Source organism: Pusillimonas minor, assembly GCF_014237865.1.
Lineage (GTDB): Bacteria > Pseudomonadota > Gammaproteobacteria > Burkholderiales > Burkholderiaceae_B > Neopusillimonas > Neopusillimonas minor.
The window spans coordinates 281,631-306,110 of record NZ_JACJUU010000003.1 but is presented as its reverse complement, the minus strand read 5'-3'; the positions used below and the strand labels follow the sequence as shown (position 1 = coordinate 306,110).

Here is a 24,480-nt window from a genome sequence, read left to right as displayed (position 1 = left end):
TTCGGGTTCAAGAATGTGCAGTTGATAATTGTATGCGCGCTTGGCCTAAAAACGGCGCTGCCGTGCGTGTTCTGCACAAACAGGCAAGGACTTTCGCCCCGGCGTAAAATGGGGCCCCGTCTATCAGGCGTTTTTATACGCCGTATCCCCTGCCATGAGATTTTCTGCCCGAGGCCCGGCGCCTGCCGACCGTAACGACATCCAGACCCTCAAGTCGCTGCTGCCCTATGTATGGCAGTTTAAATGGCGGGTGTTGCTGGCCATGGGTTGCCTGGTGGCGGCCAAGGTGGCCAGCGTCACGTTGCCGCTCTACCTGAAAGATCTGGTTGATCAGCTCAGCGTGCCGCAAACGCTTATGGTGCTGCCGGTGGCGGCATTGCTGGGATATGGGTTTGCCCGGTTGGCCACCAGCGTGTTTGGCGAATTGCGCGATGCACTGTTTGCGCGGGTGACCCAAGGCTCGATCCGCACCATTGCGACCCGGCTTTATCAGCATCTGTTTACCTTGTCGATGCGGTTTCATTTGCAGCGCCAAACAGGCGGGCTGAGTCGAGATATCGAGCGTGGCACCAAAGGCATTGGTTTCTTACTCAATTTCACGGTCTTCAATATTTTGCCGACCTTGCTTGAGATCGGCATGGTGGCGATCATTTTGTTCTGGCGTTATGACTTCTGGTTTGCCGTCATTACCCTGGGCACCATCGCAGCCTACATCATCTTTACGCTGGTGGTCACCGAGAAGCGTATGGTGTATCGGCGCAGCATGAACGATCTGGACAGCAAGGCCAACAGTAAGGCTATCGATGCGCTCATCAACTATGAAACTGTTAAGTACTTTGGCAACGAGCGCTACGAGCTTAATCGCTACGACAGCAATCTGGGCAAGTGGGTTGATTCGGCCGTAAAAAATCAGGTGTCGCTCAATTTCCTGAACATGGGGCAGGGCGTCATTATCACGGTGGGCATTACCTTGTTACTGTGGTTGTCGGCCAAGGGCGTGGTGGCACAAACCATGACCGTAGGCGACGTGGTTCTGGTGTCGGCCTACCTAACGCAGCTTTATGCGCCGCTTAACTTTCTGGGGTTTGTCTACCGTGAAATCAAACATGCCCTGGCCGACATGGAGCGCATGTTTGGCCTGATGGCAAAAGACCGCGAAGTGGCCGATGCGCCTGATGCGATACCCTTGAATACGCGCCAGGCCGAAATCCGTTTCGAGAGCGTGGATTTTTCGTACGAGCCCAACCGGCAAATTTTGTTTGGGGTGTCGTTCACGATCCCGGCCGGCAAAACTCTGGCCGTTGTGGGGGCCTCGGGCGCGGGCAAGTCAACGCTGTCGCGATTGCTGTTCAGGTTTTACGACGTGACCGGCGGCGCTATTAAGGTCAATGGCACCGATATCCGCCAGCTAACCCAAGACAGCCTGCGCCAGCATATTGGTATCGTGCCGCAAGACACTGTGCTTTTCAATGACAGCATTGGCTACAACATTGCCTACGGCAACCCCAACGCTACCCAGGAGCAAATTGTTCAGGCGGCCAAGGCAGCACGCATACACGATTTTGTTTCGCGCTTGCCCGACGGCTACGACACCCAGGTAGGGGAGCGCGGTCTGAAATTGTCGGGCGGTGAAAAGCAGCGGGTGGCTATTGCTCGCACGTTATTGAAGAATCCGCCCATTCTTATTCTGGATGAAGCCACCAGTGCGTTGGATACGCATACCGAAAAGGCCATCCAGGATGAACTGCGCGAGATTTCGCGTGATCGCACGACGCTGATTATTGCCCATCGGCTGTCGACTGTTGCCGATGCCGACGAAATATTGGTCATGGACCACGGCCAGGTTATTGAGCAGGGGACACACCGGCAGTTGCTGGCCCAAAATGGGCGTTATGCGCAAATGTGGGCACTGCAGCAAGCTGAAAGCCCCGGGTAGTACAGGTTGGGGTCGGGTGGCTGACCCCGCCCGGATTCAGCGGTTGCAGTTGGCTGCGCCAGGGTCGGCATCGCCGCCCATGCAGGCCCAGCCCAGTTTTGCGCCGCGCGACACTGCGGCATACACCGCCGCATTGCGGTTGTGTACATCCAGCCGCTGGTACAGCGTTTCGGTGTGTGCTTTGGCCGTGGCCACCGAAATATTCAGACAGCGCCCAACGGTTTTCATGGGGTAGCCGCGGGCCAGCAAGACCAGATCGGTGGCCCACTGGGTTTGCGGCGGTGCCGAAATAACCGGGTAGTCTTGGCTTTGCAGGGTAACGTCGGGGCCCAGATCGGCCAAAAGTTGTACCAGGCCAAGTCGCAGAAGCGCATGGGGCTCGATGATCATGATGTTTGCCATTTTTACATCCTTCGAATGACGTCGGCAGCTTGTCTATGACACCCAGGGTATGCAACGTGTTGCAATAGTAATAACGGTTGCCGACAGGGTCAATTAAAATTCAGTTTAAATATTTCTTTCAATTTTCTGATTTAAATAGTTTTTTTCATGTTTCTGGTACAAAGCCAGGGCAGGGCAGCTGAAATTTTCGTTCGGTGTTGTCGGCAGTGCGCAACGTCATGGTGACCTCGCAAGTATCTTGGGCGCTGCGTGTCAGTGCCAGGGTGCCCAGGGCGGTGGCCTGATCTGCCGTCAGGTGAATGGTCCCGCCCTGACGCAGCCGGCTGCTACCTTGCGCAGCGCTACGGCGGGCTTCGACAACATATTTCAGTGTCGTTTCCACCGGGCTCTTGATATACGGCACGATAATTTGGGGCTGCGTGCGTTGCGCTGCTTCCAGCCATACTTGAATGTCGGCGTCCATGTTCACAGTTGTCTCCTCACCCTGTCATGCCAGAACGCATCGGCAATGCCTTTTGGGTTGTTTATGGCCGGTTTGCGGCAGGCAAGCCGGGCGTGCCTGCCGCGTAACCGTCGTTTAGTGTTGTACGACGTTGGCTTTGTTGAAGTTGCCTACTTGTGTCACAGAAGCGTTTTGGCCGGAATTACGCTGAGTGACTGTAGCCACGTTGTAGCTGCCTTGCTGCAGTACGGTGGCGTTCAGGCCTTTCCCGTACTGGTCAACGGAGGCCTTGTTGTGGCTGCCGGATTGCGTAATGATGGCACTGTCGGGGTCGCCGCCTGTGCCGCGCTGAAGGATGACAGCTTCATTTTTGTGGCCGCTTTGGTTAATGGTGCCTGTTACGTTATGGCCGGTTTGGCCAATGTAGGCGTCATGCCCCCAACCGCTTAACTGGTTGACCGCAGCCACCTGGTTGCTGCCATCCACCGTAACCGGATAACCGGGCCAGCAGCCGAACCAGTTGCATCCGCCGCCAACTGTCGACGTGGTGCCACCTTGTTCAATGACGACATCGCTGAAGCTGGCAGCCTGATAAATGCTGGCACTCGAGCCGGTGACGTCACGTTGGCTGATGTAGTTGTCATTGTTGTTGCCCCAGTTGGTGTTGATGGTCGCAGTTGCGGCCGTCGTATCCTGCTGCACCACGACGTTGTCGTTCATGTTGCCGTAGGTGTTCACCGTGGCGTTGGCATTGGTGTTGTCGTATTGCTCAATCGACGAATCGTTGCCCCAGCCGTTCTGGTAAATGGTGGCGTTGTTTGCGGCCAAAGCGCCAGATGCGGCGCCGAAAGCCAGTGTGACGCCCAATGCGACTGCAGTAAGTTTGATACTCATTTTGCTTCTCCTCGTTGATGAAGGCCAACACTGCTTCTCTCGTGCACCAGGCGGCCTTCAAAACCCGGTACCCGTCCCTTCTGTTTATTCGTATCGAAATAAGTAGTTAGTGCGCGCTACGGGCTAGGCGTATCGGTGTCTACGATCGTGCCGGCGTCAGCGCCCATGCCGACGCCCCCCGGGCCCATGTCGGCCGCCACAGCTGCATAATTGGTTTCTTCCTGCATGTAGCTCTGAATAACCGGTTGGTTCCAGTCGGCCTCATTGCGCAGCGCCCACTGACCGTCTTTCAGCCCCCGAACCGTGAGGTAAATCACTGCCGCCTCTATGGCTTCTTTCACGGCCAGCTGGGCAGGTTCGTTACGCGTGATCCCGCCTTCAATTTCAAGCAGGTCTTTGAAGTTCACAAACTTGAAGACACTGGGCCTGATTTCGTACGAGAAAATGGTTTTGGTCGTGGATACCGTTTGCAGAATTTGCCCGGTACGGATGTCGACACTGCGCAGACCGATGGTGACCTGGTCGACGCGGTACAGGGTCGAAGCGCCAACCCCCAGGAAGCGCGCCCCGAGGCCGCCCGTCCGGACATTGCTTTCGTAAGAAATGATCCCGCCATCGATCAGGATGGATGCCGGCACCAGCGGCGGAATATAGATTTGCGGTGTGTTCTTGTCTTGCGAGCCGTCCAGCGCCCGCACAATACGGCGTTCGGTCAGCAGCTCTTGCAGGCTTTCGCGTTCAACCGGCGTAAACCAGCCCGAATCTTTCAGAGCTTTGATCAGCATCGACGCGGCGCCTTGTGTGACCGAGGTTGAAAACGAACTGTCGGGCGCCGGCTTGTACTGACCGGTCTGGTCGCGAAAGCCGTACACAGCGACCACGATTTTGCCTTTGGGCGGCGGCAGCTTGAGCAGGTCGTGCGTCGATGGCGTCGCCGGCGTCAATTGCGCCTGATTGGCGACCTCGGCCGGCTTTTGCAACGGGGCGCAGGCGGCCAGTGCGGCACACACAGCCAGCACAGGCCCCAGTTTGGCCAGACGGCTGCTATACGGTTTTGTGGCTGCAGGCGCCACGCATGTCAGGGCGGTGTTCATTGGCTGACCTCGAAAGTTGTCACTGCGCCGGTGGCTTTGTCCAGTGTGGTGATCGACAGAATGCCGCCACCGCTGTCAGCAATCGTGATCGTGAAGTTGCCGGTTTCGACCGTGCCCGGCACTAGCTTGCCGGTGACCGGGTCAAACAGGTTCGACGTTGCAGCCGAGGTCAGGCGCGACAGCACCGCCCGCTCAAGGCTTTCCTGAAAGGCCTGCAAGGGCGTTTGCTGCGTGCTTTCTATGCCGCTGCTGTCATCCAGGTCGGGGTCTTTGTGCTTGTTGGTGGCCAAGGCCGAGTTCAGCATCCATGACCCGTTCAGCGGGTTGCCGCCAAAAGACGGGTTGATGGGGTAATAGATCAATTCACTGGCTTTCAGTGGCGGCGACATTCCTATTGCGGCGATCAGGGCCGCAATAGCGACGCGCTGAATTCCTGGCTTGCTGGACATGATGGTCTCCTTGATTACAGTTCTTCTTCGCCCAGATCAGGGCTTTTGAACAACGCACGCCGCACTTCGTTTTCCATGATGTTCTGGTAAACAAGGTCAGCAGCCTGTTCGCTGGCTTCGCGCGCGGCCTGACGAGCCGGCGATAAAAAAGTGTGAAACATTCGGGTACGACGGAACTCGATCCAGATTTCGCTACCCCAACGGGCCGACGGGCGCTCGAATATGGTGATGGTGTATTTGTTGTCGCCGTCCAGATGGCGCCAGGCCGTGACGAAATAGTTGTAGAAATCTTTGCCCAGCACGGTGATGGTGCGGTTGATGACGATTCCGGTCAGCGGGTCTTCCAGACGCTTGCGGCTTTCGCGCTCTGCATCCAGGCTGCCGTTCAGCTTTCCATTTGTCGTGTCGTTGCCGTTTGTTGCACCATTCGGAGCACCGTTGCGTGCGGGCTTTTCAATCTTTGATGTCGTACCTACAGGCTTGGTTACGCTCTCGGTGGTTTTCAGGGGCGCTGCAGCCGTAACCTGGGTAACGGTTGCATACAGGGCGCATACGACGACGGTCAGCACTCTGGTCGGGGTTTTCGTCTTCGACATCGTGGTAGGCCAGCGCCAGGTAGTGGTTTGTGGGCCAGGCCAGGGTGGTCGGCGACGCCTGCCTTTGCGCCGGCGGCACAAATGGCACGCCCCGATCGCTACTGCTGCAAGCCGCCAAGAGCAGCGAAAAAGCAGTAGGGCGGCAAAACGCAATACATTGGCAAGCCGGCCTGCGCCGTAAGCGTGTCGGGTATTGCCGCCTAACGGCGTCAAGACGTGGGCGTGAGGCATGAAGGGCTCCTAGAAGCGCAGATTGAGTTCAAGTTGAAAGCGCAGTTCGCGCTCTTGCCTGCCGTCATAAGGGCGCCTGACACCTAGCACGTTGGCCTGAATGTCGACGTTTTTGCCGGTTTGGTAGCGCACGCCATAGCCCACGGCCATTACGCTGCCGGCGCTGTAGTCGCGCTGCTTGTACAGGCCTGCCCTTAACTGAAGGCTGTGTGTGACGACGGTGTCATAGCGTTGGTACAGGGTTTGTGTCAGCACCAGGCCGGGCAATACCTCCAGGTCTTGACGGGGGCTGAAATAGGGGACGTCGGTGCGGCTGTTACGTGAGGCGCTGACATCCAGTTCCAGGTGGGCGGTGAATTCAGCGCTGCTGTATAGCCGCTCACGGCCCGACAGCCGGGCTTCAAACCGCTGATTGCCGTCACTGAACCGTGTGGGCGCAAAGGCGAGCAACCATTGGCTGTCGTCTTTGCCATTGCGCTGCACCCAAAGGTCAAGGCGCTTGCCCCAGATGTTATTTTTTAGTGCGCGCATGGGGGTGGATACCGGGCGCCATGCGGCTTGCGCACCGACTTGCCATTGGTCGTTCAGCCACGCCGTGGCGGCTGCACGTGCGCCTATTTTGGTGCCGTAGCCATACTGTTGAGACGACACATCACCCTCGATAATGAGGTCGCGTGTCCGCCATTGGGCACCGGCGCGCAGCCAGCGTTGGTTGAGTTCACCTTCTTCAAAGTCGCCCTGGGCGTACCCTGTGCCACCAAAATAGCGCATGCCGTTGTCACTGGTTGGCGTATAAAGCGTCGCTTCAGTCCGAAAATCCTTGCCGCCCGTAACGGGGCTGTCGGTAGCGTGTCCGCGCACTGCGCTGATCTGCAATTCGTATTTTTGCTGAGTCTCCCACTCTTCTTTTAAACGCTGTGTGGCCAATGACTCGGGGTAGTGCGTGACGGCGTAGTCTTTCAGCAGGCGCGCCTGCTCCCATTCGTGTAAAGACAGCGCATTCATGCCTTGCACACTGATGAGTTCCGGGTTCTGGGGTTCCAAGGACTCGGCTTGCTTCAAGGTGACTTCGGCCTGACGATGAAAGCCTTGCAGGTATTGGGCGTTGCCCAGTGCGATGCGTAGACCCGCATCACGGGGTGCATCATCGGCTAATTGTTGCAATTGATCCGTCGCGTTACCGACTTGTCCGGCATAAATCGGGTCGATGGCCGATGTGCGTGCCGTATTCAGAAAGTTCTCGTTGGGTAAAAGCTGGGGGTTGCCGGCAACCCGACGCCATGGCCCCTGGCGGTTGGATAGGGCGATTAAATGGGCCCGGGCGGCGGCGTGTTCACCACTTTCCTGCAGTGCGTAGTAGTAGGCCAGCTCGTCGTCATTGACTTCCGCGCTGTCCAGGCGTTCGGCGTTTAGCGCCGCCTGGAATAGCGCCGTCGCTTTCTCGGGCTGTTTCAGGTACAGGTAGGCCGAGGCGACTTCGTTGAGCAGATACGAAGGAATCGTAACGTCGCGACGTCGCATTGCTTCGTAGGTATTAACCAGGGTCTGCATGGATTGGCGAGCATGCAAGGCCTGCATGCGGTCCAGCTCAATGCGTCGATACACATCTGTATCGCCTAGCCCCAGCTTGTGCCAGTCGCGCAGGTACTGGTCGTAGCGCTGCAAGGCCTGATCCGCCAGACGGTAGCGCTCTTCCTGGTTGCGCGATGGCGTACTGGCCAGGCGACTAAGTTCAGCCGCCTCGTCGGCTTGCAGAACACGCAGTTCGTCGCTGCTGACGGCATTCGGGTAGCGCTGCGCCAGAGTGAGTGCCGCACTGCTCAAGCGGGCGTCGCGCAAAGCAAAAATGTACTGGCGTCGTGCCTGCGTGTCGTCTGGGGCCAGTTGGTAAGCGTTTTGCGCCTGTCGCAGCGCCTGGTAGATTTCGGGGGTTGCGCTGTGGGCCGCAGAAACCGCCAGCGCGAGCAAGCACCCGGCGTTTACCGACACCCAAAAAATACCTGAACTGCGCTTTTTTTCCGATCCCATGGTTTGCCCCGGTCCATTTTTTTACGGCTAGATACAGCTGGTAGGGCAAACTATAAAAACGACGCGCCAATACGAATATGCGCGAGATGACGTAAGTCGGGTGGCGCAGGCCGTGCGGCGCCCGGACTAGGCTGTTAAATATTTTTTGGGCTTTGCTTTGACCGCAGTGAAATTTGCATGCTAGAATAGCGTTCTTTAGTCGGGGCGTAGCGCAGCCTGGTAGCGCACTTGCATGGGGTGCAAGGGGTCGAAGGTTCGAATCCTTCCGTCCCGACCAATAAATACAAAAGGGTGACAGCATTTTTTGCTGTCACCCTTTTTCTGTTTGTTTCTCTGTTATTTGCCATCAGCTCTTGACCGTTTGGTATTTGCTCTTAACGGTTTTAGTCTTGCCTGCTTGTAATGCGCCAACCCTGGCAAATGTGTGCTCGCCAGGGTAAGGGGCGCTGTCTGCAATAAACAGCGCCCAACAGCTCAGTATTACTGGAAGCGTCGTGGAATGCGCTCTATCCAGGTTCTTTCCCTGACCAGTGTGCCATCTTTGTACAGGGTCTTGGTAAATGTCACGTTGAAATAAGTCGCGTCTGACTCAACCTTGATCTCCCCGAGCAGGTCGATTTCCACGCCGTCAATCGTGAATGTGTTCCTGCGCTTGCCCTTGAAGTGGGCATTGGCAGGTGTGGCGTCCTTGACATGCCACTGATACGACTCATCAGAACGGAATTCGTTGTCGTATTGCGTCCAGGCCACGCGACTGGTGGTCGAGAAGGTGGATTCCCCTTTATCGTCGTCGCGCTGTCGTGTGAATACGGTCCCGGTATTTTCCAGTGTCTTGCCAAAGGGGGCCTCGTCACTGGGTTGCGGCGGCGGCAGAGGGCATGCTGCGTCGGTTGTGTTGCGCGTGGGTACGACAGGCAGTTCGAACCAGGTGTTTTTCCCCAGGATCAGGCGGGTGCTGCCGGGGGTGGGACTGGGCCACAGCATGGGAAACTGGGCGTTGGAAATAGCCAGACGAATCCGGTGCCCCGGCTTGAAACGCCAGGTTGTGAAGTGGATCGGCGCCGTCAGGGTTGTCGGTTCGCCCGGTGTCAGGGCTTGCGGCGCAAGTCGCGAATAGCGCTGCGACGGGTTGATGGACACGCCACTGACCAGCGACACTGTGCCATCTGGCGCCACGTCTTCAAGGCGCACACTCCACTGATAAAAAGGCGCGTCGGCCGCAACCCGCAAATGCACCAGCGGGTTGCCCATGATCTCCATGGCTTCGGTCAGTGGCGCCGAGTCATACACCAGGCTATGGCGGTCATCGGCCGCCATGTCGCCGGTTAGCTCACCCCACCAGCCGCCTGCAGCCATGCCTGCGCCGGCCACGTATTTCAGCACGTCGCTGGCGGCTTTGGGTGCCGGTGCGTTGGCCAACTGCTGTTGTGTTTGTGGGTAAAGGCGCTGTGTGGCGGCACCTTGAACGGGCCAGTCTTTTTCGCAACGCCAGTAGCCGGGCACGGTAACCGGGTTGGTGGCCGGCGGTTGTCCGGTACGCATAAAGGCCATCCAGCGCGGCTCGTCCAATACGTTGTTCTCTACGCCTTTCAGCCAGTAGTCCCACCAGCGTAAGGCTCTTTGACGCCATTCGTAATTGGGCCCAGGCTCGCCATACTCAGGCCACGCATGATTCCAGGGCCCGATTTCGGCAATGACAGGGGCCGTCGAATGCTTTTTGACATCGAGCACAAAGTCCCGATAGCCGTCCAGCAACCCGCCAATCACGTAGGCAGGTACCGACAGCGGTTCCTTGAACTTGATCGATTCCTGGCGCCAGAATTCGCTGTCTTGCTGTTCGCGCATCCAGGTAAAGATCCAGGGTTTCTTGTCGAAACGGTTCTGGAAGTAAGTTTCGTCAATTCGATAATCGGGGCTTTGAGGCAGGGCGTTGTCGGTGCTGATCTGATGGCTGTAATAATCAAGCGTCAGCGCCCCGCTGTTGTAATGGACATCGTTGTAAAACAGGTCGATAGAGCCATGGGCCGCAATAATGGCCTTTAAGGCCGGCGGCTTGCGGTGCGCAGTCATCAGCGCGTTGAAGGCGCTCCATGACAGGCCATACATACCCACATTGCCGTTGGACCAGTCTTTTTTGGAAAGCTGATCAACGATTTGCTCGGCATCGAAAATCTCGGCGGCCGAATACTCACTGACAGGAACAGGGCCGTCGCTGCCGCCGGTTCCCCGAACGTCGACCCGGGCAACGACATAGCCGTTTTTGGCAAAATAAGCGCCGTAGCCGTAGTCGCTCAGGGCAAAGAAATCATCTTTACGGTAAGGCACCATTTCGATCAGTGCCGGAAACGTTTCGCCGGGTTTTCTGGCGACCGGTCGGTAGAACGTGACGGCCAGCTTGACGCCGTCTTCCATCTCAAGCGTTTCGTACTCAAGCCTGAATTCGTATGGGGCGGCTTGCGCGTGTTTGTTCTGCGAGCTGTTTGCGGGCTGTGGCGTTTGGGCTGCGCAACCGGCCAGCCCTACAATGACCACAATGCCTAAGGTCAGTTTTTTTGTAACGTGGTCGTGATCCGGTACATCAAGGCGTCTCCGATGGCGAGCTCTGTGCCGAGCCCCAGGCATGCTGAATTTTTCTGGGGCGGTTGTAACACGTTTCTACCGTTATTTTGCAATCCGGCCCATCAACGGAATCAGCGGCGCGTAGTCGTTATGGCTGGCGGGCATCAGGCCGGTGGCCTGTTGCGATTTATAAAAGCCCTCAAGTGCACTGGATTCGTTCAGCATTAAATGACGGATTCTGTTTTTAAGCGCTGGGCAGACCAAAGGGCTGAATACAAACGGGTCGTAATAAATGGGCTCCGATCGCCACAGTACCCGCAGTGCATCGGGTGCCATCTTTTCTTGCTTGACGTAGTCGTCGGCCCGGACGCTGGCCACAAAGGCGGCGTCTACCCGCTGGTTAAGCAAGGCATCCAGCGAGCGGTCGTGCGAACCGGTGTATACCTGGCTTTCAAAAAACTCAGATAGCGACAGGCCGACTGCGGCAGGAAAAGCACGATTAGGCAAAATGCTGCCCGACGTGCTTAAGGGGTCGTTCAGGGCGACCCGCTGGCCCGCAAGGTCTTTGAGCGTTTTGGCGCCGGTGTCCGCCCGCACCACCAGCAGCGCCTGGTAATGGTTGCCGGCAGGGGTGTAGGCGCCTTTTTCCAGTACCAAATTGGCAAACGGCTCAACGCCCGGGTCGCGTAAATGCGCAGTTAAATAGCCCGCGGGGCCCAGCCAGGCAATATCCACGCCGCCTGAAACAATCGCATCGGTAACCGCGTCGTACGAGCCGGCCCGTATGATTTCGACGGGCATGTCCAGATGTTTGCTTAAATGGCGCAGCAAAGGGGCGTAGTCCTTAACCAGCGCATCCATACTTTTTTTGGGGATGACGGCGATGCGCAGGTCGGTATCGCGGCAGGTGATGTCGGCCCGCGCAAGCGGGCTTGCCAGTATCGCGATCAACAAAACAATAAAACGCAGCATCAGGCCACTTCTTTGAGTTTAAAAGCGTCGTCAAATTCCGGTAGCTGTTCAGCCGACAGGGGTCGGCTAAAGTGATAGCCCTGCCCGTAATCGCATCCCGAAATTTTCAAATAAACCAGTTGTTCGCGCGTTTCTACCCCCTCGGCAACGACTTGCAGCTGCAGCCGTTTGGCCAGGGCGATGGTCGACGACACAATCGGGCTGTCATCGTGGGTGTTTGAAAGCTGTGCAATCAAGCCGCGGTCGATTTTCAGCTTGTTGATGGGTAGGGCATACAAGTGTGCAAACCCTGCATAGCCCAGGCCGAAGTCGTCCAGACTGATTGTGATGCCGGCTTTTTTCAGTCGTTCCAGATGGTCGATGGCCAGTTGTTCACGATCAAGAATGGCGGTTTCCGTAATCTCCAGTTCGAGCTGTTCCGGGGCAATGTCATGCAGGGCCAGTTCGCGCAGTACCGAATCGGCGAAATCTTCTTGCCCCAGCTGTAAGGCCGATACGTTGACACTGACGGTTGTACAAATGCCCTGGGCCTTCCATTTTTTTAGTTGCTCGCAGGCCAGGCGCAGTACTTCTTTGCCCAGGTCAATAATAAAACCGCTACGCTCGGCAATAGTAATGAAGCGGTCCGGGTACACCAGGCCAAACTCGGGGTGGCGCCAGCGCACCAGGGCCTCGTAGCCGCTGATGGTCAGCGTATCCAGCCGAACTTGCGGCTGATAATGCAAGATAAACTGACGTTTGCGCAGCGCCTCGCCCAAGGCCTGTTCGATATGAAACTCTTCGATACGCGAGGTATTCAACGACGGGTCAAAGAAGCGGTACTGGCCGCGCCCGGCGCGCTTGGCCGAGTACATGGCGGCATCGGCACAGCGAATCATTTCGTCGATATCCTGGGCGTCGCGCGGGCAAATCGAAATGCCCACGCTGGGGCTGGTGTTCAGCTCAACGCCTTCTAGCGAATACATTGCCGACAGCTTTTCGGTCAGGGCTTTGACCCATTCGGTAATTTGCTGTTCGCTGCGGTTGTCGGCCAGCATGACAACAAACTCGTCGCCGCCAAAGCGCGCGGCCTGGTCTTCGGGCCCCAGCATGCGCTGGATACGCCCGGCAACGGCCTGGAGCAGCATGTCGCCCACTTTGTGGCCCAGGGTGTCGTTGATGGACTTGAAACGATCCAGGTCAATAAACAGTATGGCCAGCAAGCGCCGCTTTGCACGCTGCTGCGTTAAACACTCCGACGCAATACGGATAAACTCGCGTCGATTGAAGAGTCCGCTCAGGTGATCGGTTGACGCGGCATGGCTGCTGCGGCGGTGGGCGGTTTCCAGGCTCTCGATCAGGCGCTGTTTTTCTTGTTCGGACTGCTGCAACGCCTTAAGCGATGCCTGCTGGCGGCGAAGTACGGTAAAAATCCAGGAAATAGTCAGCAGTATGACCACACTCATGACAATGCCCAACCACGTCTGATTGGTTTGTCGGGTTTGTACCGGCGCCAGTATCTCGTCAAGTTGCTGGCTGACGACAATGCGCCAGCCATGCTCTGGGACAGTGACATAAAGGCTTTGATACACACTGCCGTTGGCGACCGAACGATATCCGCCCCGAAGCGGGTCTTTGGGTTGTTCCGGGCCGGCAATCAGCTCTCCGCCATTGAAAATCACGCCGCTGGTGTCTGCGCGCAACCGCTCCTGGCCGGCAGCATCCAGTAACTGAATAACGCCTGAATGGCCCATCTCAATATTCTGGTACAGGCTGGCCAGGTATCCAACGTCCATTTCGACCAGCATGATCCGATCAAGTCGGGTCCGTGTTTGCGGGTCGGCAACAGGCAACAGCAGGGGCAAATGCCATTTTGGCGCGGCCGTGTTTGGCCCGCTAATATCGCTGACCGGCAAGAACGGTACAAAACCGTGCGTTTCGATCTGTGCGTAAACCTGTTCCAGCCAGTGTTGCGGCACGATGGCCGGCAGGTTGTCGTGACTGTGGTACTGCCAGTCGCCCTGGGCGCTATATATGCTCAGGCGGTTGAACACCGGGTCTTTGGCCAGGGCGCGCGATGCATCAGACGGCGTGTTGCTCAGGGCACTGGCTGACGCGTTCATGACGGTGCTGACCGCCAATGAGCGATCCGCCAGCTGTTTGAGGTGTTCGGCGGCAATGGTGGCCAGGTTCAGGTGTTCGTTGGCCTTTGATTCAAGGGCTTCGGCGTGTGCGGCGGAGTACTGCCGGTGATCTAGCAGCCAGATGAAGGCAATTGTCACCAGCCCCATAATGACAATGGCCGCTTGAATAAAGCCGGGTGAAACAGACGATTTAAGGCGAGTCAAGGCATTGATTCCGGGGGCAAATGCAGATGTCCCGAGATTTTGTCACGCCAAGATGACGTGATTATGACGCACCTAGCCGATCTGGAAGTTGGTTTCGGGGTAACGCACCCGCCCGCGATGCTGGATACTTAAACTGTAGATCAGTGTGAGGGGCCCGAGGCGACCAATAAACATAAGCACGATCACCAGAAACTGGCTGGGCCACGACAGCGTCGGGGTCAGGTCGCGGCTCAGGCCCGTGGTGCTGACGGCAGAAACCACTTCGAACAGGATACTGATAAACGGCGCATCCTCGATCATTGTCATGATGAGGGTGGCCGAAAAAATAAGGGTAGCCGTGACCAGCAGCAGCGCCAGTGATTTTTGTACGGTGTCGGCTGACACGGCACGCTTGAGCAACACGACCTGCGGGCGCTGGAAAATATACGAGTAGGCGGCCGCCATTAGCACGATAAACGTGCCGATCTTGATGCCGCTGGCCAGGCTGAGCGAGCCGCCGCCAATAAACATGTACAGCATCATCAGCAATGTGGTGCTGTCTTCAAGGCTGGCGATATCGACACTGTTGAAACCGGCTGTACGGGTGGTGACATTTTGCAGCCAGGCGGCCAACGCCTGGCCGCCGGCGTCCAGCGGGCCCAGAGTCAGCGGGTTGTCGTATTCAAGCAGCCATATCATCACGAAGCCGATCAGGTTCATGACGGCGCTGCCGATCAGCACAATTTTGCTGTAGGGGGCCAGTGTCTTCCAGGCCTTTTTCTGGCGGATGTCGTTAAGCACCGAAAAGCCAATACCCCCCAGGATAATCAGCGCCGTCGTGAGCAGAATGACGGCGGGGTTGTCGACGTGGCCTACCAGGTGGGTGCCTTCGATAGACACGCCGGCGTTATTGAACGCCGAAATGGTATGGAAGATTCCGCGCCCGAGCGCGGTGAGGAAATCTGTAGACCCCGACCACCACAGCGTAAAAAGCGCAATGCCCAGCAACTCGAGCATCAGGGTGATTTTGATAATGGCGTATGCAGTTTGTTTGACCGTGGCGACATTGGTCTGGTTAAAGGCTTCCTGGGCCAATGCCTGGTGCTGCAGGCTGATGCGTTTGCCCAGCGCAAGCGCGGCGACAATAGAAAACGTCACAAAACCCAACCCGCCGATTTGCACCAGGCTGATCAAGATGGCCTGACCCACAGGGGTGTAAGTCGATGTAATGTCGACTGTACTGAGCCCTGTCAGGGTGACGGCCGAGACCGCAGAGAACAAGGCGGTAATGGGTTCGATCTGGTGATGCGTGGAAAAAGGCATCCAGAGCAACAGCGCACCCATCAGGCTTAGAAACAGGAAGCCACCCGCCAGCACCATTGGGGGTGAGGCGTTAAAGCGGCCGGCGTGCCTGACCTGATGATAGTGGCGTAGTGTTAGCCGCGGGTCCCAGTTGCGCATGGCTTACGACAGCATGGGTGCAATGGTTTTCAGCGCATCAAGCTGGCCGGCAAGCACCAGAATGTCTTTTGTGTGCATTACAAAGCTGCCACCAGGGTGAACATGCACGTCGGCCTTGCGTTTGATCAGCAAAATATGGATGTTTTCCTGGCTTTCGGTCAGGAACTGTTCAACCGTGGTGCCGTCCAGCCGCTCACCAACGTCGATTTCGACAACGAACTGGCCGTTACCCAACGAAATATAGTCGTTGACCATGGGGTAGCTTAAAGCCTGCGCCACGCGCACCCCCATTTCTTCTTCGGGGTGAATGATGCGGTCAACGCCCAGTTTGCTAAGAATAGTGTGGTGCGCGCGCGACGTGGCCTTTACCCATATTGTTTGTACGCCGGCGCTTTTTAAATGCACCACGCACAACAAACTGGCTTCAAGGTCGGCGCCAATGGCCACCAGCACAACGTCGTAGTTGTCCAGCCCCAACTCGTCGATGGCGCGCCGGTCGGTGACGTCGGCAATAACGGCGTGGGTGAGCTGGTCGGCATACTTGTTGACCAGCTTTTCGCTGGTGTCGACACCCAGTACCGAGTGACCCAGTTTCATGAGTTCCAGCGATGCGGCCGAGCCAAAGCGACCCAGACCGATGACGGCAAATTGCGCCATGTAGTGCTCCTGTTGAACAGGGCGCTATTGTAGGCGTATTGGAGGCCCTTGTTAATGGCTGATGGCGCGGGCTAACCGGTGTGCCGGGTACGTTTGCGGTGATGGGTACCGCATAGCACCAGAATATGTTAACTTTATTGCATTAGGGTTAACCTGTATTCGAGTCCCACACTATGGTGAATTTATTTGAGCCGGTTCAGTTCGGCAGCCTGTCGTTAAGCAACCGCATCGTGATGTCGCCGCTAACGCGCACCCGTGCAGGTGAAGGGCGGGCGCCAACCGATCTGGTCCGTTTGTATTACTGTCAGCGTGCCGACGCCGGCCTCATCATTACCGAAGCTACATCGATTACGGCGCAAGGCGTTGGCTACCCCGACACCTCCGGTATCTGGAGCAAGGCGCAGGTTGAAGGCTGGAAGCGCGTGACCGAAGCGGTTCATGCCCGCGGCGGGAAAATCGTCTTGCAGCTGTGGCATGTGGGGCGGGTGTCCGACCCAGAACTGCTTAACGGCGAAATTCCGGTGGCGCCTAGCGCCATTGCCTGCGAAGGTCAGGTCAGTATTTTGCGCCCCAAGCGCGATTACGTTGTGCCACGCGCACTTCAAACCAATGAAATCGCCGGCATTGTGGCCGACTTTGTTCAGGCTGCCCGTAACGCCAAAGAAGCCGGCTTCGACGGTGTCGAGGTACACGGCGCCAACGGTTATCTTATCGACCAGTTCTTGCACGATGGTTCCAACCAGCGGACCGACCAGTACGGCGGTTCCGTCGAAAACCGGGCGCGCTTCTTGCTTGAAGTTGTCGATGCAGTGTGCAGCGTCTGGCCGTCGGGGCGGGTTGGGGTGCATTTGTCGCCGCGTGCCGGCGTGCACGCCATGCGCGACAGCGACCCGGCCTCGTTGTTTTATTACGTGGCCGAACAATTGGGTAAACGCAATTTGGCGTTTATGTTTGTGCGCGAGCCCCAGGGCCCCGACAGCCTGGCGCCTCAAATGAAAAAACTGTTTGGTGGGCCGGTCATTATCAATGGCAGCTACACGCTAGAAACTGCGCAAAAAGCCATTGATAACGGAGATGGCGATGCCGTGGCGTTTGGCCGTATGTTTATTGCCAACCCCGACCTGGTTGCTCGTTTGCGCGACGGCCACTCGTTAAACGAGCCCGACCCAAGTACGTTTTATGGCCAGGGCGCCAAAGGTTATACCGATTACCCCGCATTGGCTCCGGTCGACTGCGAAACGCCTGCCGAAGCCTGACATCGTCTGGTTTTGGGTTTTGCCCAGCAGTAATTTGGCCCGGCTTGACGCCGGGCCTTTTTGTTTGCGGGGTTTAGCGCGGTCGCATGACCTTGAAGGTTGCGGTGGCCGTGACCAGCAGTTCGCCGTCTTCGCTAAGCGCGCGGCCTTCGCAAAAAGCAATAGACCTGCCCATGCGCAGGCAGGTGGCTTCGAAGACCACGGTGCCCCTGGCCGGCGCCAAAAAGTGCGAGGTCATGTCGATGGTGGCCATGCTGGTGGCGGTGTCGTTGGCCCGGGCGGCGGCGCTGAGGGTCAGGTCGAGCGCACTCATGAGCGTGCCCCCGTGAATATCGCCACGGCTGTTGGTCAGGTCGGCCCGCCAGGGCAGGCGCGTGCGTGTCAGTTGCGGCGAGAAGTCTTCGGGTTGCAGGCCGATAAACTGCATGAAAGGGATGTTAAGACCGAAGTAATCGGTGCTTTCTTTTGACATTTCGGTCATGGCGTTACGACATAAGGCGTTGCTTGACCTGACCGGAAACCGCCGACATATCAGCGCGACCGGCCAGTTCGGTTTTAAGAATAGCCATGACCTTGCCCATGGCCGGCGCACCGGTGACGCCTTGCGCGGCCACTGCGTCCATGGCGTTGTCGATGGCGGCATTGATTTCTTCGGGTGTGGCTTGCTTGGGCAAAAACTCTTGCAGTACATCGAGTTCGGCCTGCTCTTGGGCAGCAGTTTCGGTACGACCGGCCTTTTCAAATGCAGCAATAGATTCGCGTCGTTGCTTGACTTGTTTTTCGATGATGGCCGTAATGTCGGCGTCGGTCAGTTCGCGGCGCTCATCGACTTCTTTTTGCTTGACGGCGGCTTGCAAGAAACGCAATGTGCCCAGGCGCGCAGTGTCTTTGGCGCGCATGGCTGCCTTGATGGCATCGGAAAGCTGCTGTGAGAGCGAAAGGCTCATGGTGGTGTCCTGTATTGGTGGCCGCATGGGCCGGTAAGCAAAAAAGGTTTGACCTGTATTTTAGTGCATGCCTTACTGGAAGTTGCGGCTGCGCACGGGCAAATGGCCCAGCAGGTGGTCAAGATTGACCAGGCGGCCGGCCACCAGATGGCATACGTTGTCATGACGCTGCCAAACCCCGTAAACACCCAGCAAGGTGCTGCCGACCAGTATTTGCTTTTGTTGTCTGGCCAGTTCGGGGCGCACAATCACATTGACCAGCCCGGTTTCATCTTCGAGGCTGACGAAAATAACCCCTTTGGCGGTTTGGGGCCGTTGACGTGTGGTGACCAGGCCGCACGCGCGCGCCAACCGGCGGTTGGGATACGTGCCGTGCAGTTGCTGGGCACTGGCAAAACGCAGCTGTTGCAACTGGTCGCGCAACAGGGCCAGGGGGTGTCGTCGCAACGTTAGGCCGGTGGCGGCGTAGTCTTGGTAAATATTCTGTGTTTCTGTGGGCTCGCACAACACAGGTGTTTGTGTTTCGTGAATGGGGGCCTGATGCAGCAAGTCTTTTGATGGGCGCAGGGCGGCCTGCCAGCGGGCCTGGTGGCGATGGGCCCCAAGGCTGCTCATGGCATCGGCGCCGGCCAAGGCGTCAAGATCGCGCTTGTTCAGGTCGGCGCGGCGTGTCAAGTCGGCGATAGACCCAAAAGGCCCATGTTGCCTGGCCCGGGCAATGCGTGCTGCGCTTTCAATCGGTAGCCCTTTGATGCTGTTCAGCCCCAGGCGCACGGTTTGCCCGGGCGCGTTCGAGGGCAGGTGGGCGTCGACATTGCTTTCGTTGATATCGACCGGTAATACTTGTACGCCGTGACGCGTCGCGTCTTGCACCAGTTGGCTGGGGGCATAAAAGCCCAGTGGCTGGGCATTGAGCAGGGCGGCCAGAAAGGCCGCCGGTTCGTGGCATTTGATCCAGGCGCTGGCATAAGCCAGGTTGGCGAAACTGGCCGAGTGGCTATCCGGGAAACCATATTCGCCAAAGCCTTCGAGTTGCTTGTAGATGAGTTCGGTAAATTTGGCGGGATAGCCGCGCGCCAGCATGCCGCTGACCAGGCGCGGCCGGAAGCGGTCGACCCCACCTTTACGTTTCCAGGCCGCCATAGAGCGGCGCAACTGGTCGGCCTCGCCAGCGCTGAAACCGGCGGCCACCATGGCGATTTGCATGACCTGTTCTTGAAAGATGGGGACGCCCAGTGTGCGTGACAGGACGTGCTCGACTTGTGGCGACGGGTAACTGACCGGTTCAAGGCCTTGGCGGCGTCGTAAATACGGGTGGACCATATCGCCTTGTATAGGCCCTGGCCGGACAATGGCGATTTGAATGACCAGGTCATAAAATGTGCGTGGGCGCAGGCGCGGCAACATGCTCATCTGGGCGCGTGACTCGATTTGAAATACGCCTATGGTGTCGGCGCGGCTGATCATGGCGTAGGTGGCCGGGTCTTCGTGGGGAATGTCTTGCAAGGCAAACGGGCGCTTGTATTTGGCAGCAAGCAGGTCAAGCGCCCGTTTAAGTGCCGACAGCATGCCCAAGGCCAGCACATCGACCTTGAGTAACCCCATGGCATCGAGGTCGTCTTTGTCCCACTGGATGACGCTACGGCCTGCCATGCTGGCGTTTTCGATAGGTACCAGCCGGTCAAGCGGCCCTTGTGAAATGACAAAGCCGCCGGGGTGCTGCGACAAATGGCGCGGAAAGCCCAGCAGTGTTTGCGCCAATGCCGCCCAGGCACGAATGCGATGGTCGCTGGGATCGAGCCCTTGTTCTTGAAGTTTTTCGAGCAGGGTTTGCGAGGCCTCTTGATACTGGCACGATTTACACACCTGATCGATGATTGAAGGGGCGATACCCAGCGCCTTGCCCGTATCGCGCAGCGCACTGCGCCGTCGATAGGTAATAACGACGGCGGTCAGGGCGGCGCGGTCGCGACCATATTTATCGTAGATGTACTGGATGACTTCTTCACGGCGCTGGTGTTCGAAGTCGACGTCGATATCGGGCGGTTCGTTGCGTTCGGCACTGATGAAACGGGCGAATAGCGCGTTGCCCTGGGCAGGATCGACTTCGGTAATGCCCAGGCAATAACACACGGCCGAATTGGCGGCCGAACCCCGCCCCTGACACAAAATATGCTGCGACCGGGCGTAGCTGACGATGTCGTAAACCGTAAGAAAGTAGGGCTCGTAGTGAAGTTGGCTGATGAGGTCGAGTTCGGTTGTAATTTGGGCTTGGACATTGCTGGGTATGCCGTGGGGGTACCGTTTGTTGGCGCCGGCCCAGGTTTCTTGGGCCAGATACCGGGCCAGCCCTACGCCCGGTGGTGCAATGTCGTGCGGGTACTGGTAGCGCAGTTCGTCGAGCGAAAACGTGCACTGCGCGGCAATGTTCAGGGTTTCGTGCAATGCCTGCGGGCTGAAAAGGTTGGACAGCCGAAAGCGGCTGCGCATGTGGTGTTCGGCATTGGGGTGCAGGGCATAACCGCATTGTTCAATTGGGGTGCCAAGCCGGATGGCCGCCAGGGTGTCGTGTAACGGCTGGCGTGAACGCACGTGCATTTCGACCTGGCCCAGGGCAACCACCGGCAGGCCAAGCTGTTCGGCAAGCGTAAGGCTGGCTTGGAGCGGTACGGTGTCGTTGGGCTGGTAATGCCGGGCCTGGCCCAGCCAAAGCCGGCCAGGGTAATGTTGTTTAAGGGTTTGCAGCGCAGTGGCAATGGCCGGCGTGTGCTGGTGTGCTTTGGCAATGACCAGGCAGCCTGCCAGTTGCAGTGCATTGGGGCAAGCTTTGGGCGCCTGGGGGTTGGCGGTAGCGGGGATATGAAGAGGGGGCGGCCCTTTTTTTGTGGCGCCGGCCTGGGTGCGCAAGCTTGTAATTAATTGCGCCAGGTTGCCGTAGCCGTCAAGGTTTTGGGCCAGAACGATGAGGTCAAGGCCCGACACAGTGGTGTTAAAGCGGCTGCCGACAATAAGGTGAAGCGCGTGTTGCCGGGCGGCGACATGCGCCCTGACCACGCCCGCCAATGAGCATTCGTCGGCCAAGGCCAAAGCTTTGTACCCCAGCGCTGCCGCTCGGGCGACCAGTTCTTCAGGGTGCGAGGCCCCCTTCAAAAAACTGAAGTTGGACAGGCAGTCGAGTTCGGCATAGGGCAGGGTTGACGACATAGGGTTGAGGCAGGTGCTTGAGACAAATATTCAGGACGAGTGTTTAGGACAACGGTGCTGTGGCAGGTGCTTGCAACAATATTGACGGCAAGCCTTGCCGCAGGTGTGTTCAGGCAAACAGCCCGTGTAAAAACCAACGTTCGGTGCCGGAGTTTGCGCGCGAGGGGCTGGGCCTGAACACCCAGTACTGCATGCCCTGCGCGTCTTGGGCGATGAAGTAGTCGCGGGCCTGCCGGGCGTTGGCTTCCCACCAGCCGCTTTCGATGCGTTCGGGGCCCTGTACCAGGGTAAGGGTGTGCTGGTTATAAGTAGGGTGGTGGTTGACAACCGTTAAAGGCTGGGGCGCGGCAAACATAAAAAACGGCCGTGGCGGCAGGGCCGTGGGCATTGTGTCTGCCCCGGGTTGGTTGGCCGGGCCGGTTGAGTACGCCATGGGGGCCCAGTCATTGGCGATTTCGGGGCGATAGTCGGCCCGTGGCCGGGGGGTAAGCAGGTTGTCGGCCCCCAGCCGGGCCCGAAGCAGATCAAAGAGCTGCTGCTCGTTGCGTTGCCACTGCCCCGGTTCGGGGAACAGGGTGGTGCTGTGCAGCGCCCGGGGTTCGGTGTGGTCGATACGCAAGGTAACGGCAATGACCGGGGCGGGCAAGGCGCAGCGCCCAAGCTGTTCTTTAAGCACAGGAAGAAAACAATGGGTTTGCCAGGCCGGTTCGGAGATAGCCAGCGACAGCACGGTAGGGGGTTGAGCTTTACGGCCCTTTTCGTGGTGCAGTAAAAAATGCAGCTGCCGGCAAGACCACTGGTGCAGGTTTAGCCAGAGGCAGGCCTGGTCGACCAGCCGTTGTAATGGATATAGCAGGCCAGGGGCGTTTTCAAGACGAAAGTCGAGTTCTTGTGTGTGGTTAAAGTATTCGGGGGCAGGTTCCCAGGTATATAGCTGCGGGGCATGCCCATAGGCGTAGTCGAGTGCCTGGAGCAGACTGGGTGCGGTACGTTGCTGAAGCGCCTGACGGGGCAGACGACGCAACTGGCCCAGGTGCGTGCAGCCTATGCCTTGCAACCAGGCATGCCACGGCGCCAGCGATGAAATGTATTGCACCTGCAGGGCGTCGAGCCGGCGATGCAGCGTAGATAACACCAGGCACCGCCGCAGTACAGAGCCAGGGTATTGCGACAGCCAGACGGCCCCTTGGGCTGTGGGCGCAAGGGCTGCGACAGGTTGCAGCCCTTGCTGTTGTAATAGGCCCAGCAAGCGTTGGTACAAAGCACCAGGCCCGTTAAATAACGCTAGGCTGGCTTCGATGTCGAGCAAGACGACCTGGTCGGCATGCAGGCAGGCCACCCGGGGCGTAAAAATTTGGGCAACGGCGACGGCGGTGCTTAACGGGCGGGCTGCCGCCGTTGACGGTTTAGTGAAATACAGGCTGATAAAGCGCATGACTGACAACGGGAGCAGGGCGCCGGGTGGTGGCTGACAGCCGGGGTAAATCGGTAAGGGCGACCATGACCGACGTATGGCAGGCCGGCCCCTGACGTTTGGCAATATGCAGTTGCAGGCCTTGGGGCGCTGGCTGCAACCCGATGCGCAAGGGCACGGGGCTAGGTTGCTGAAGCTGGTGCAAGTGGTTGAACAGGAAGCACAACGCTTGGGTGCCCTGGGCGGCTATACCCAACCGACGCAAGTGCTTTGACGTGACGCCCTTGGGCAGCCAGCACAGCAAGGCGGCACAGGCGTCGTGACGCAGGGTTTGCTCGGCCGCCCACAAGGTGTTTGACAGGCTTTGCGTGTTGACCCAGAGCAATGGATGGTTTTGAAGCAATGACCAGTTGGCCCAGCATTGTGCGCTGGGTATAAACGGGCAATTGACAAGTACGATTTGCTGTTTGGGCGGGCATTGTGCCAGGGCAGGGCGCAGCAGGCGCAGTTCGCCCACGCCGGGTTGGGGCAGACACAGTTCGGTAATGGCCCCGCAAGGCCAGCCTTGCCCCGGCAATTGCTGGTTTAACCCGGCCCACCCCGTGCTTATGGTTGCCCGGTGGCTTGCTGCCAACTGCGACGCCCGCCACAAAGCTGGGTGAATATTTTGCACATCAAGCATGCCCGCCCCGGTTTGGTTTTGTTAAAAAATACTGTTTAAATGTACAGTAAATTTTAAACGCAAGTGCAGCGTAAAACAAGCCGGTGGCGTCGGCATCGTTTATCATGGGGGCTTAAGTTTTTGTGGTTTTTTCCTATGTCAGATCAAAGCATCCCTATCCCCGACCCCGTTGTTTTTGCGCCGGCTCACCAGCGCCCAACCTTGCTGTTTGTATTGCTGCACGACGATGCCGCCGGCCCCGATCAACTCGAAGGGCTAAAAAAAGCGCTAATGGCGGCTTTCCCGCAGGCGGCACTGGCGCTTATGTACGGCCCGTTGGCCACGGCGCCGTCGCGCCATCACTGGTTTAACCAAGACGGCCTTAACGAATACAACTATGTCCAGCGCGTCGAAGCCGCATTGCCGCGCTTCATTGCCTATGTACAGTGGGTGCAAAAACAGTTGTCGCTGGGTGGCGAAGCCACGGCGCTGGCGGGGTTTGGGCAAGGGGCAACCCTGGCGCTCGAAGCCACGTTAGCGCAACCCGATTTGGCCGGGCGGGTGTTGGCATTTTCGGGCTGCTATGCCAGTTTGCCCGCAGTCGCCCCAGCCGCTACCACCTTGCATTTTTTACATGGTGCCAACGACCCGGTCGTGCCTAAATCGGTCATGCAAAACGTGCACGCGCATTTGTCCGACCTGGGCGGCGATGCCACACTCGACATCGCTTCCAGCGTGGGGCACGACTTGCATACGGCGCTGGTCGATCAAGCCATTCACCGGCTTAAAACTTGTGTGCCCATGCGAAGCTGGAAAGAAGCGATGTCAACGCTTAAAGAAAAGTCTTGCGACCCCGATGACGGCATTGACACCCAGGCCCCGCCGGGTACAACGCTGCATTAATCGGGTAAGGGTTAAGCGCCAAAGCCTTACCGCATTTGGGTGGTTTGCCAAGGCCGGCAAAGTCTGTG

General features: G+C 57.9%; 19 protein-coding genes, 1 tRNA gene and 1 pseudogene. 4 read left to right on the top strand and 17 right to left on the bottom strand.

The features are described from left to right. Nucleotides 1–154: 154 nt before the first annotated feature. Complete coding sequence (locus tag GTU67_RS06390) at nucleotides 155–1,936, top strand: ABCB family ABC transporter ATP-binding protein/permease (RefSeq protein ID WP_185779257.1); 1,782 nt, start codon at nucleotides 155–157, stop codon at nucleotides 1,934–1,936. A 36-nt stretch (nucleotides 1,937–1,972) separates the two neighbouring features. On the opposite strand, the pseudogene GTU67_RS15325 reads toward GTU67_RS06390, so the two are convergent. The 7 genes and pseudogenes from GTU67_RS15325 to pgaA all read right to left on the bottom strand — a co-directional run. Further along, nucleotides 1,973–2,191 (bottom strand): annotated as a pseudogene (locus GTU67_RS15325) (response regulator transcription factor); the annotation flags it as partial. Nucleotides 2,192–2,483: 292 nt separating this feature from the next. After that, entirely contained in the window at nucleotides 2,484–2,801 is a 318-nt protein-coding gene (gene csgH / locus GTU67_RS06380; protein ID WP_249417612.1) for a curli-like amyloid fiber formation chaperone CsgH, read from the bottom strand. Between the two features lie 114 nt (nucleotides 2,802–2,915). Continuing rightward, on the bottom strand, nucleotides 2,916–3,674 hold the full coding sequence (locus GTU67_RS06375) for a hypothetical protein (protein ID WP_185779254.1): 759 nt from the start codon (nucleotides 3,672–3,674) through the stop codon (nucleotides 2,916–2,918). A gap of 116 nt (nucleotides 3,675–3,790) precedes the next feature. Beyond that, nucleotides 3,791–4,768: a CsgG/HfaB family protein gene (locus tag GTU67_RS06370; protein WP_185779253.1), complete on the bottom strand. Its 978-nt coding sequence runs from the start codon at nucleotides 4,766–4,768 to the stop codon at nucleotides 3,791–3,793. Then, nucleotides 4,765–5,217 (bottom strand): curli assembly protein CsgF, encoded by a 453-nt coding sequence (locus GTU67_RS06365; RefSeq protein ID WP_185779252.1) that lies wholly within the window; start codon nucleotides 5,215–5,217, stop codon nucleotides 4,765–4,767. Before GTU67_RS06365 ends, GTU67_RS06370 begins: the two co-directional genes overlap by 4 nt. 14 nt (nucleotides 5,218–5,231) lie before the next feature. Beyond that, complete coding sequence (locus GTU67_RS06360) at nucleotides 5,232–5,813, bottom strand: curli production assembly/transport protein CsgE (RefSeq protein WP_185779251.1); 582 nt, start codon at nucleotides 5,811–5,813, stop codon at nucleotides 5,232–5,234. A 240-nt stretch (nucleotides 5,814–6,053) separates the two neighbouring features. Then, a complete protein-coding gene (gene pgaA, locus GTU67_RS06355) occupies nucleotides 6,054–8,072 on the bottom strand; it encodes a poly-beta-1,6 N-acetyl-D-glucosamine export porin PgaA (protein WP_185779250.1) in 2,019 nt (672 codons plus the stop codon). Between the two features lie 200 nt (nucleotides 8,073–8,272). On the opposite strand from pgaA, the gene GTU67_RS06350 reads away from it, so the two are divergent. Next, nucleotides 8,273–8,349, top strand: a tRNA-Pro gene (locus GTU67_RS06350). 203 nt (nucleotides 8,350–8,552) lie between these two features. On the opposite strand, the gene GTU67_RS06345 is transcribed toward GTU67_RS06350, so the two are convergent. The 5 genes from GTU67_RS06345 to GTU67_RS06325 form a co-directional block, all read right to left on the bottom strand. Further along, a complete protein-coding gene (locus GTU67_RS06345; RefSeq protein WP_185779249.1) occupies nucleotides 8,553–10,694 on the bottom strand; it encodes a CocE/NonD family hydrolase in 2,142 nt (713 codons plus the stop codon). A gap of 39 nt (nucleotides 10,695–10,733) precedes the next feature. After that, nucleotides 10,734–11,603: a phosphate/phosphite/phosphonate ABC transporter substrate-binding protein gene (locus tag GTU67_RS06340; RefSeq protein WP_185779248.1), complete on the bottom strand. Its 870-nt coding sequence runs from the start codon at nucleotides 11,601–11,603 to the stop codon at nucleotides 10,734–10,736. After that, entirely contained in the window at nucleotides 11,603–13,930 is a 2,328-nt protein-coding gene (locus GTU67_RS06335) for a bifunctional diguanylate cyclase/phosphodiesterase (protein ID WP_221893289.1), read from the bottom strand. The genes GTU67_RS06340 and GTU67_RS06335 overlap by 1 nt, the downstream gene beginning before the upstream one ends. A gap of 72 nt (nucleotides 13,931–14,002) precedes the next feature. Continuing rightward, on the bottom strand, nucleotides 14,003–15,370 hold the full coding sequence (locus tag GTU67_RS06330; protein WP_185779247.1) for a TrkH family potassium uptake protein: 1,368 nt from the start codon (nucleotides 15,368–15,370) through the stop codon (nucleotides 14,003–14,005). A 3-nt stretch (nucleotides 15,371–15,373) separates the two neighbouring features. Further along, on the bottom strand, nucleotides 15,374–16,027 hold the full coding sequence (locus GTU67_RS06325) for a potassium channel family protein (protein WP_185779246.1): 654 nt from the start codon (nucleotides 16,025–16,027) through the stop codon (nucleotides 15,374–15,376). Nucleotides 16,028–16,200: 173 nt separating this feature from the next. On the opposite strand from GTU67_RS06325, the gene GTU67_RS06320 reads away from it, so the two are divergent. Beyond that, a complete protein-coding gene (locus tag GTU67_RS06320; protein ID WP_185779245.1) occupies nucleotides 16,201–17,283 on the top strand; it encodes an alkene reductase in 1,083 nt (360 codons plus the stop codon). A 73-nt stretch (nucleotides 17,284–17,356) separates the two neighbouring features. Here the strand turns inward: GTU67_RS06320 and GTU67_RS06315 are convergent, their stop codons facing one another. The 5 genes from GTU67_RS06315 to imuA form a co-directional block, all read right to left on the bottom strand. Continuing rightward, nucleotides 17,357–17,755 carry a PaaI family thioesterase gene (locus GTU67_RS06315; protein ID WP_185779328.1) on the bottom strand — a complete coding sequence of 133 codons (399 nt, stop codon included), beginning with the start codon at nucleotides 17,753–17,755 and terminating at the stop codon, nucleotides 17,357–17,359. A 13-nt stretch (nucleotides 17,756–17,768) separates the two neighbouring features. Next, nucleotides 17,769–18,230: a GatB/YqeY domain-containing protein gene (locus GTU67_RS06310; protein ID WP_185779244.1), complete on the bottom strand. Its 462-nt coding sequence runs from the start codon at nucleotides 18,228–18,230 to the stop codon at nucleotides 17,769–17,771. 72 nt (nucleotides 18,231–18,302) lie between these two features. Beyond that, entirely contained in the window at nucleotides 18,303–21,434 is a 3,132-nt protein-coding gene (locus GTU67_RS06305) for an error-prone DNA polymerase (RefSeq protein WP_185779243.1), read from the bottom strand. Between the two features lie 109 nt (nucleotides 21,435–21,543). Next, nucleotides 21,544–22,869 (bottom strand): Y-family DNA polymerase, encoded by a 1,326-nt coding sequence (locus tag GTU67_RS06300; RefSeq protein WP_185779242.1) that lies wholly within the window; start codon nucleotides 22,867–22,869, stop codon nucleotides 21,544–21,546. Next, on the bottom strand, nucleotides 22,841–23,530 hold the full coding sequence (gene imuA / locus GTU67_RS06295) for a translesion DNA synthesis-associated protein ImuA (RefSeq protein WP_185779241.1): 690 nt from the start codon (nucleotides 23,528–23,530) through the stop codon (nucleotides 22,841–22,843). Before imuA ends, GTU67_RS06300 begins: the two co-directional genes overlap by 29 nt. A 135-nt stretch (nucleotides 23,531–23,665) precedes the next feature. Between imuA and ypfH the strand changes: the two genes are divergently transcribed. Further along, entirely contained in the window at nucleotides 23,666–24,412 is a 747-nt protein-coding gene (ypfH, locus tag GTU67_RS06290; protein ID WP_185779240.1) for an esterase, read from the top strand. Nucleotides 24,413–24,480 lie beyond the last annotated feature (68 nt).